This window comes from Chlorobium ferrooxidans DSM 13031 (assembly GCF_000168715.1).
GTDB classification, from domain to species: domain Bacteria; phylum Bacteroidota; class Chlorobiia; order Chlorobiales; family Chlorobiaceae; genus Chlorobium; species Chlorobium ferrooxidans.
This window is the reverse complement of record NZ_AASE01000040.1, coordinates 1-9,168: the sequence shown is the minus strand read 5'-3', so window position 1 is coordinate 9,168 and position 9,168 is coordinate 1. Positions and strand designations below refer to the sequence as shown.

The following is a 9,168-nucleotide window of genomic DNA, read 5'->3' as shown; positions in this document are numbered from 1 at the left end:
TACCGAAGCGTTGAAGGTGTCGGTCTGCTTTTCCGTTACATTGTAGGTCAAATCAACCGTGTTGTTTTCCGGGTTCTGCTGAACGTCCGGTGATATCCGGTCCGGCTCAAAGTAGTTGAGCATGTTGAGCTCCCGGATACTGCGCACCACATTACTGCGGCTGAACATATCTCCCGGTATCGTGTAGAGCTCACGGCGGATCACATGGTCCTTCGTTTTGCTGTTGCCTTTGATGTTGATGGTATTCAGCTGGAACTGCTCCCCCTCCCGTAACGAGATCGCCAGATCTACGGAGTCGGGTTTTACGACCTTTTCGTCAAGTTTTGCATTGAATGCCAGATATCCGCGATCCAGATAGAGTGAACTGATATCACTGTTGTCCTGCGAATAATTCAGCCGTTCCTGAATCATTCTGGCATTGTAGACATCACCCTTTTTGATCCTGAAGTTGTTGTTGAGTATTGCTGTGGTAGCAAAATCCTTGGTGTTTCCACTCCATGTAATGTTGCGGATAGAGTATTTGCGGCCCTCTTCAAGAAAAATGTCAAGAAACACCCCTTTCTTATCAGCCGTGTAGCTGATCGAATCACGAAGAATTCTTACATCACGATAGCCGTTGTTGCGATAAAACTCTTCGAGAAGGTTCTTGTCATCGCTGAATTTATCCTTGTCAAGCTTTGGTGCACCGAAGATTTTACGCCACCAGGAGTTCTGGGAAGTCTCCTTGAACACCCCTTTCAGTTTATTCTGGCTGAAAGCTGTGTTGCCATGAAAGGTTATTTTTTCTATAGCTACCTTTGACCCTTCACTTATTGTAAAGTGGGCGGCCACATGATTTTTGCCATTATCCTTCAGAGTAAACTCTGCACCGGCGGTCAGATAGCCCTTTGTGGCATAGAGCTTTTCGATCTTATTTGCCGCAGTCAGCAGATCCTGCTCGCTGATTTTCTGACCCGCTACAAGAGCGGTTTTGGTAAGCAGTTCATCACTTTTGTACTTTCTGTTTCCCTCAAAGGTTACCTTATCAAGAATCCGCAGTTCATGTACTGTAAACCTGAGGGAGATTCTGCCCTGGCCGAGATCGTTTTTTTCGACACTGATATCGCTGAAGCGCTGGAGCTGCCAGAGGTATTGCATTGCTCCGGAGAGTTCCGTTCCGGGTATGGTGATCCGGTCATTGACCTTGACAGGAAGGCTTGCCGTTAATTCCTGCTCACTCAATGTCTCCAGTCCGACAAAAGATATTTTTGCTACCGTGAACGAATTCTGTTTTGCTTCAATGGCTTTCGCCGGTTCCGTAACCTTTGTGCGTGTTTTTGCCTCAACAGTATTTACAGTAAAATTAAATGCAAGGGCCGTCAGAACTAATGTTATCAGTGGTTGCGTTTTTTTCATGAATTACGTAGGTATCAATCCTTTTAGTGCTTGGTTGAAGCTATATTTTTTTTCTGAATCTGTTCACTTGTCTGTCCGAATCTGCGTTCCCTGTTCTGATATTCCAGTATGGCGTCATAAAGCTGCGAGCGACGAAAGTCAGGCCAGTAGGCATTGGTGAAATATATTTCCGAATAGGCGTTCTGCCAGAGCATAAAGTTGCTTATCCTGAACTCACCGCTGGTTCTGATCAGAAGTTCGGGGTCGGGCATTGATGCCGTAGAGAGGTAGGATGAGAGCAGTTGCTCGTCAATAGCATCCGGATCAATATTTCCAGCCTGTATTTCAAAAAACATGGAGCGGCAGGCCTGGACTATATCCCATTTCCCGCTGTAGCTGAGCGCTATATTCAGTACAAGTTTGTTATTGTTTTTGGTGAGTTCCATGGTGTTTTGCAACACGGCTCTCACTTTTTCAGGAAGGCGCGCTATGTTTCCGATAACATTGAGCCGGATGTTGTTGTCATGCAGTTTTTTGGTTTCGCGACCAATAACTCTGACAAGAAGCTGCATCAGGGCTGAAATCTCCTTTTCGGGCCGGTTCCAGTTCTCTGTAGAAAAAGTGAAAAGGGTTAGGTATTTGATGCCAAGCTGGGAGGCCGCCTCAACAACATCCCTGACTGAATCCACACCGGCAATATGACCTTCAAGTCTTGTTTTCCCCTTTAAACGGGCCCATCGGCCGTTTCCATCCATAATTATGGCAATATGACAGGGGAGTTGGCAGGATGATTTCAGTTCGGCTTGCAGCCGTTTGTCAGAGGTGTCACTGTCAGTAGAAAACCAGTGGGGCTTGAATGATGATGATTGAGACATTGTCTTGATTATAGCCATAACGCTCTTTACTCCTTATAGCTTACGGGACTATGAGATCCTAAGCTGCTGATGTTTTCAGAAGACGAAAACACCTTAAATTGAGTGAATAATATGCAGTTATTTCTTATTATACAAACTTTAGACAGAACACAGCTCCAGTAGTGAGATCCTCATTTTCATTGTTAAAGTGAGCAACAATCGACGCGGCAAAATCTTATCATAAAATAATTTATAACTGACGTGCAATTAAGTGGTTACGAGGATCTACGTTCCAGACTTCTCTCCCGGGCAATAAGCTGTGAGGAGGTCATTCGTCTCTATCTGGACCGTATTGATCAGCATCACGCTGACAATATCTATATAACTGTTTTCCATCAGCAGGCACTTGACCGGGCAAAAGCCCTTGACAGGAAGCTCGTGGAAGGGGGTAACCCCGGAAAACTGTTCGGCATGCCGATAGCTATAAAGGATAATATAGCTATAAAAGGAGCCGGACTCACCTGTGCATCAAAAATTCTTGAGAATTACGAAAGCGTCTACGATGCAACAGCCGTTCTGCGCCTTGAAGAGGCCGATGCTGTTTTTCTTGGCAAAACCAATATGGATGAGTTTGCCATGGGCAGCTCGAATGAAAATTCGGCATTCGGCAATGTTCCCAATCCTTTTGATAAAACACGAGTGCCCGGCGGCAGTTCGGGAGGATCGGCGGCGGCAGTGGCCAATGGTCTGGCAATGGTGGCACTTGGTTCCGATACCGGGGGCTCTGTCCGCCAGCCGGCAGGTTTCTGTAATATTGTCGGCTTGAAGCCGACCTATGGACGTATTTCCCGTTATGGTCTGGTGGCATTTGCCTCCTCTTTCGATCAGATAGGGGTTCTTGCCATGAACTGTGATGATGCGGCTCTGGTGCTTGAGGTCATGGCCGGCAAGGATGAGCATGATGCCACCTCTTCACTGCATGCGGTGCCCGACTATCGAGCCGGCATGGCGGCGGTCTCTGTTGAAGGTCTCAGGATCGGAGTTCCTTCGGAGTTCTTTCACGAAAGCCTGAATCCTGATGTTGCCCGCCTTGTAAAGGGCAAGCTTCATGAGCTCCGTGACAGGGGAGCGGAGCTCGTTGATATAACCCTTCCTGAAAGTGATTATGCAATCGCGGCCTACTACATTCTGGTCACGGCGGAGGCTTCATCCAATCTTGCCCGTTTTGACGGAGCAAGGTATGGCTATCGCTCAGGCAGTGCGGAAGATCTTGCGGCTATGTATGTGAACTCCAGAACGGAAGCTTTCGGCAGGGAGGTCAAACGCAGGATCATGCTTGGAACCTATGTGCTTTCCGCCGGTTACTACGATACGTACTATAAAAAGGCCCAGCAGGTGCGAAGAGTTTTTCAGGACAGGTATCGTGAGGCGCTTGAGAAGGTTGATGTCATTGCCGGACCGACCTCTCCGTTTCCGCCATTCGGTATCGGCGATAAAACCGGAGACCCGCTTGAAATGTATCTGGCTGATGTCTTTACCGTTCCGGCAAGTATTGTCGGTATGCCGGCTGTGAGTGTGCCTGTCGGATTCGACAGTCTCAACCTGCCTGTCGGTCTGCATCTTATCTGTAACTTTTTTGAGGAGGGGAAACTGCTTGGTATAGCCAGACATATGCAGGCTTCCTGATAATTTCTCAGGGCGTATTTTATAACCATCAATACTAATCAGTAGCTCTATGAGTGTTTTAGTTAACAAGGATACACGCCTGCTCGTGCAGGGAATTACCGGTGGAGAAGGTACCTTTCATACCTCCCAGATTCTTGAATATGGAACCAATGTGGTTGCCGGTGTTACTCCGGGAAAAGGCGGCGTGCTCTATCACGGTAATGAAAAGGACAAGTTTTGCCGACCGGTGCCGGTTTTTAACACCGTGCGCGATGCGGTGGAAAAGGCGGAAGCCAATGCAACTGTTATTTTTGTGCCTGCAGCATTTGCTGCCGATGCCATCATGGAGGCTGCTGCTGCGGGCCTTAAAGTGATCATCTGCATTACCGAGGGTATTCCGGTCAATGATATGATGAAAGCCTATGCTTTTGTTCAGAAAAAAGGTGCTTTGCTTGTCGGGCCAAACTGTCCCGGTGTTATTACTCCGGGCGAAGCCAAGATCGGTATTATGCCGGGCTTTATTCATAAAAAGGGGACTATCGGAGTGGTCTCCCGCAGCGGCACCCTGACCTATGAAGCGGTACATCAGCTAAGCCAGGTCGGTCTTGGTCAGTCAACCTGTATCGGTATTGGCGGTGATCCGATCATCGGCACCCGGTTTATTGACGCCATTAAACTCTTTGCCAATGATGAGGAGACAGAAGGTCTGGTCATGATCGGTGAAATTGGCGGAAGTGCCGAGGAGGAGGCTGCCGAGTATATCAGCAAACATTTCAAAAAGCCGGTTGTAGGTTTTATTGCCGGTCGTACTGCGCCTCCCGGCCGCAGGATGGGGCATGCCGGAGCAATTGTTTCAGGAGGAAAAGGAACAGCTGAGGACAAGATAAAAGCGATGGAAGCCGCAGGCATTCATGTTGTTGACAGTCCTGCAGATCTCGGTGAAGCCATGCTCAAGGCTCTTGGACGATAAGAGAAGAGATTTTGAATTATGAATTTTGTGTAGGGGCGACCCTGTGTGGTCGCCCTTTTTCACGAAGAAAGATCCTTGTTTACAACATCTTCTTTCTTCTATAGGTCTCATTAGTCCTATATGTCCCATTTGTCCTGTTCTTCAATACTCTCCCCAAAATATCCCCTCACAGCCCCAGTGTAATCAGGTCGTGAATGTGCACAAGCCCGACCGGCCGATGTTCACGGTCACACACCATAAGCTGTGTTATCCTGTAGGTTTCAAGGATATCAAGGCACTCCTTGGCAAGGGTTGTCGTTGTAACGGTTTTCGGATTCGGTGTCATGACCGAACCGGCGGTGCGGCTGAGAAACTCGGTGCCATTCTGAACCAGGCGGCGAAGGTCACCGTCGGTAAATATGCCGGTGAGTCGCCCATCTTCATTAACAACCGCGCTTACACCATACCGTTTTGAGGTCATTTCAAGGATAAGTTCGGTCACAGAAGCCTTTTCATGTACAACGGGGACGGCACTCTCTTTGGCCATGACGCTTGAAACCTTTACGGTCAGACGGCGTCCGAGTGATCCTTTGGGATGGGTCAGGGCGAAATCCCGCTGGGTGAAATTTTTCCGTTGCATGAGGGCGATGGCCAGCGCGTCTCCCATGGCAAGCATGGCTGTGGTTGAGGTGGTAGGAGCAAGATCGTATGGGCAGGCCTCCTTTTCAATACCGGTGTCGAGCATGATATCGGCATTCTGGGCAAGAAATGAACGCGGGTTGCCAGTCATGGCAATGATTGATACCCCTATCTCTTTCAGGGCGGGCAGGATAAAGTTCAATTCATCGGTAGTGCCGCTTTTTGAAAGGCAGATGACCGCGTCACCACGACTGACAATCCCCAGGTCACCGTGAGCAGCATCTGCCGGGTGAAGAAAAAGAGCGGTCGATCCGGTGGATGCCATGGTTGCAGCAATTTTCTGGCCGATTATGCCGGATTTGCCCATACCGGAGATGATGATTTTTCCGCTGCACGATGCAAGCAGCTCAACTGCACCTGAAAAACGGCTGTCAAGTCGCTCTGCCATCATCTGAATCGCCCGTGCTTCCTGAATAAGTATTGATTTGCCGGTTTCTGTTATATGCAGGTTCTGTGACGTTGCGCTCATAGTTGCCAGAAAAATTGTAGCTTCAAATGACGAAAAGATGATCGGTTTCTGTTTTTATAAACTGTAATATCGGCTAAATTGAACAATTATGAGTTGCTTTGCTAATCATAAAGCTTTTTGTGTATGAGTTGGGTTGTTCTGATGTTTTTATCCTGGATATTATTTGCCGTCTTTGCTTTTCTCTTCACCAGGTTTGTCGGATATATGAAAAGGGAGCAGAATCTGCAGATAGAGTCCTTGAGGGATACGCTGATTGACAAGGATAATCCGGTCGGTCTCTACGGGGATGAACTTGAAAAACTCAAACAGCATCAGCAGGAGGCTCAGCGCCACCTCAGGGATGTTATTTCAAAAATACCCGTGATACAAAAGGATGGCAGGTTTCAGATTGATGAGGAGGCACTCCGATTGCGCAAGGAGGCCAGCAATGGCAATGGTGTGTCCGACAAAAATAATGATACGGTTTAAGGTGTTCTGATCTGTTTACTGCATGCTTTCAAAACTGAAACTTCTTTTCAAGGATACGGTTATCTACGGTGTGAGCTCCATTCTTGCCCGCAGTCTCAACTATCTTCTGGTTCCCCTTTACGCAAACAAGCTGACGACATTCGATAATGGTATACAGACCATTGTCTATGCCAACATAGCGCTCGCCAATGTTCTGTTCTCCTATGGGCTTGAGACCTCATATCTCAAGGTTGCCTCTGATTCCACCAACCGGGAGAGAGATGAAACCCGGCTTTTTTCAACGGCGTTTATCTGCCTTTTTCTTACCTCGACCCTTTTTGCCCTGCTGATAGCACTTTTTGCTCCCGAAATTTCCCGATTGATAGGCCTGTCGGCTTCTGATTTCCCATTTATCCGCTACGCGGCACTGATTTTATGGCTTGATACCCTTCTGGTCATACCCTTTGCTGAGCTTCGTCTCAAAAGAAAGGCGCTGCAATTTGCCATGGCAAGAGTCGGCGGGGTTATTGCCGTTGTCATCAGTGCTCTGCTGCTTATTCTTCAGTTCAATGCCGGGTTGCATGGTGTGTTTATTGCAGAGGCATTCGGTTCTTTAGTCAGCCTGATTTTTGTCGTGCCCGTTTTTCAGCAGTTCAGGCTCTTTTTCTCAACCCTGCAATTGCGTGAAATGCTGCGCATCGGCCTTCCCTACGTTCCGACCGGGATTGCCGGCCTACTGATTCACCTCATTGACCGGAACATCCTGATCAGGATATCACCTGCGGAAATTGAAAGGATATATGGCAAAGGGTTCGAGGCTTCGGATATTGTCGGTATCTATGGACGTATTGCAGCATTCGGCGTGGTGCTTCAGCTCTTTATCCAGGTGTTCCGTTTTGCCTGGCAGCCCTTTTTCCTTCAGCATTCGAAGGATCCTGATGCCAAACAGCTTTTCCGGCATATCCTGAGTATCTCTACCCTTTTTACCATGTTTCTGGCGCTTGCCGCATCTTTGTTTGTCCCCGACCTTGTCCGTTATCACTACGGAGGGAGCTTTTATCTCCTTCCTCCCCGATACTGGATCGGCCTTTCGGTTCTGCCCTGGATATTTTTAAGCTATGTGTTTGATATGGTCTCCACCAATCTCTCTGCAGGGTTGCTTATTACCGGCAATACCCGTTATCTGCCTGTTGTAACCTTCTCAGGAGCTGCGGTGACTGCCCTTTGCTGCTGGTGGCTCATCCCTCTCGGCGGTATGGATGGAGCTGCCTATGCTATTGTTGCCGGTACATTCATGATGTGCCTTGTTATGGCATGGTACTCCCTGAGGCTCTTTCCTGTCAGCCATGACTGGCTCAAGCTGGGCCTCTTTCTTGCTGCGGGTGTTGGCCCTGGCCTGGTTTCAGAGCATGTTTCCATCCGCTGTGCCTCTGGCAGGTTCGGCAATTGTGTTGAACGCCGGACTGCTCCTCCTCTACCTTGTTTGTGCCGTGCTGCTCTTTCGTGAAGAGGCTGCACTTGTTGCCATCCGGGTAAGGGGAAAATTCGGGAGGTAGCGTTACCTCGGGCCGCCCTGACCTTCGGTGTGAAACCGCCCCTGACCTGTCGGGTGGTTGAAGCCCCCTCGATCTCGACTGCCGGAGAATCTTCTTGTGGAGATACGATCAAGTACTTTTTTAAGTGAATCCCGCTGTTCCGGTTTGCATATTTTGGCCAGTTCATAAAAATGAAGAGCAAGTTCTCTCTCTATGGAAGCCTGGTGTGAACCGATTTTTGCAGCCAGAGTCGAGATCCTGCCGCTGTCAGGCTTATCGTTCAGCGCTTCTTCCACCAGTTGTTTTTTCAGCACACCGATCGTCTCCATATCAGGCTGCACTTTACGGAAATGTTTCTGGCGGAGCTGCTGGAAACTGACGGTTTGCGATTCACTCAGACCAAGCGGCAGAGTAAACGGATTCTGACGATGGAATTGGCGGGCACCGGTGCCGGCTGGTTGCAAGGTGCAGCTTTTCTGCCGCCAGAGAAATCCGAGCAGCGCGATATTGAGCAGCACAAGAAAAACGACCAGTGTTGTGACAACTCTCTTTGAAGTAAGAAAATTCATGATATCATCAGGTCAGGTTGCCCGGGAATTCACGTTACCTTCCCGGGGTGAAAATCAGGAGCCGTTCTGCTTACAGGCACTTCGCGCCGCAATTGCCGCGCATCGGACGACTCTCGATCATCTTCTGCATTTCATTGCGCTGTGACGGGCTCAATATTGAACCAACTTCTGTGATATGGCGGCTTTTCAGGCGTGCCAGCTCTGCATGCTTTCTGCCAATTCGTTCCGAGAGGCGCTGAATCACTCTTCTGTCAGGGCTGCTTTTGAGTGACTCTGTACGAAGCTCGCGGTTAAGAGTTGTCAGCTCCCGGCGTTCGGCAGCCATAAGCTCGAAATGTGTCTTCCGGAGCTTTGCCATCTGCTCGCTCTGGCGATCATCAAGCTTGAGCTGCTGCTGACAGGCTCTTGCACCGAAGTTCATTCCCCTTGCTCCCGGTTTTCTCATCTGCTGCATCGACCCCTTCGGTCCCGGACAGTAGCCATTTTGCTGCCACTGATTCTGTCCCCCGTTTTGTCCGTTAACCGGGGGATTGCACATCGTACCCCGTACAAAAGCCGTATCGGCATCCGACGGACGGATGGATCTGTTGCGGGTTCAGCCGTAGCT

The 9,168-nt window shown here is 49.1% G+C and carries 9 protein-coding genes; 4 read left to right on the top strand and 5 right to left on the bottom strand.

Annotated features, from left to right (window positions below):
- Together bamA and CFERDRAFT_RS11435 are read right to left on the bottom strand one after the other, a co-directional pair.
- Window positions 1-1,395 (bottom strand): outer membrane protein assembly factor BamA (gene bamA, locus CFERDRAFT_RS11440; protein ID WP_006367387.1); only part of this gene is annotated, 1,395 nt, incomplete at its 3' end.
- Window positions 1,396-1,418: 23 nt separating this feature from the next.
- Window positions 1,419-2,267, bottom strand: coding sequence for an isoprenyl transferase (locus tag CFERDRAFT_RS11435; protein WP_006367386.1), 849 nt, complete (start codon window positions 2,265-2,267; stop codon window positions 1,419-1,421).
- Window positions 2,268-2,489: 222 nt separating this feature from the next.
- On the opposite strand from CFERDRAFT_RS11435, the gene gatA reads away from it, so the two are divergent.
- A complete protein-coding gene (gene gatA, locus CFERDRAFT_RS11430) occupies window positions 2,490-3,914 on the top strand; it encodes an Asp-tRNA(Asn)/Glu-tRNA(Gln) amidotransferase subunit GatA (RefSeq protein ID WP_006367385.1) in 1,425 nt (474 codons plus the stop codon).
- Between the two features lie 49 nt (window positions 3,915-3,963).
- Window positions 3,964-4,863 (top strand): succinate--CoA ligase subunit alpha, encoded by a 900-nt coding sequence (gene sucD, locus CFERDRAFT_RS11425; RefSeq protein ID WP_006367384.1) that lies wholly within the window; start codon window positions 3,964-3,966, stop codon window positions 4,861-4,863.
- 166 nt (window positions 4,864-5,029) lie between these two features.
- Here sucD and CFERDRAFT_RS11420 read toward each other — a convergent pair whose 3' ends face one another.
- Complete coding sequence (locus CFERDRAFT_RS11420) at window positions 5,030-6,010, bottom strand: KpsF/GutQ family sugar-phosphate isomerase (protein WP_006367383.1); 981 nt, start codon at window positions 6,008-6,010, stop codon at window positions 5,030-5,032.
- Window positions 6,011-6,133: 123 nt separating this feature from the next.
- Here CFERDRAFT_RS11420 and CFERDRAFT_RS11415 point away from each other — a divergent pair, with 123 nt between their 5' ends.
- Window positions 6,134-6,478, top strand: a complete 345-nt coding sequence (locus CFERDRAFT_RS11415) for a hypothetical protein (RefSeq protein ID WP_040433854.1) — start codon at window positions 6,134-6,136, stop codon at window positions 6,476-6,478.
- 22 nt (window positions 6,479-6,500) lie between these two features.
- Window positions 6,501-7,964, top strand: coding sequence for a lipopolysaccharide biosynthesis protein (locus CFERDRAFT_RS11410; RefSeq protein ID WP_006367381.1), 1,464 nt, complete (start codon window positions 6,501-6,503; stop codon window positions 7,962-7,964).
- 51 nt (window positions 7,965-8,015) lie between these two features.
- On the opposite strand, the gene CFERDRAFT_RS11405 is transcribed toward CFERDRAFT_RS11410, so the two are convergent.
- Window positions 8,016-8,561: a Spy/CpxP family protein refolding chaperone gene (locus tag CFERDRAFT_RS11405; RefSeq protein WP_006367380.1), complete on the bottom strand. Its 546-nt coding sequence runs from the start codon at window positions 8,559-8,561 to the stop codon at window positions 8,016-8,018.
- Window positions 8,562-8,631: 70 nt separating this feature from the next.
- Window positions 8,632-9,015 carry a Spy/CpxP family protein refolding chaperone gene (locus tag CFERDRAFT_RS11400; RefSeq protein WP_040433851.1) on the bottom strand — a complete coding sequence of 128 codons (384 nt, stop codon included), beginning with the start codon at window positions 9,013-9,015 and terminating at the stop codon, window positions 8,632-8,634.
- Window positions 9,016-9,168: the final 153 nt, after the last annotated feature.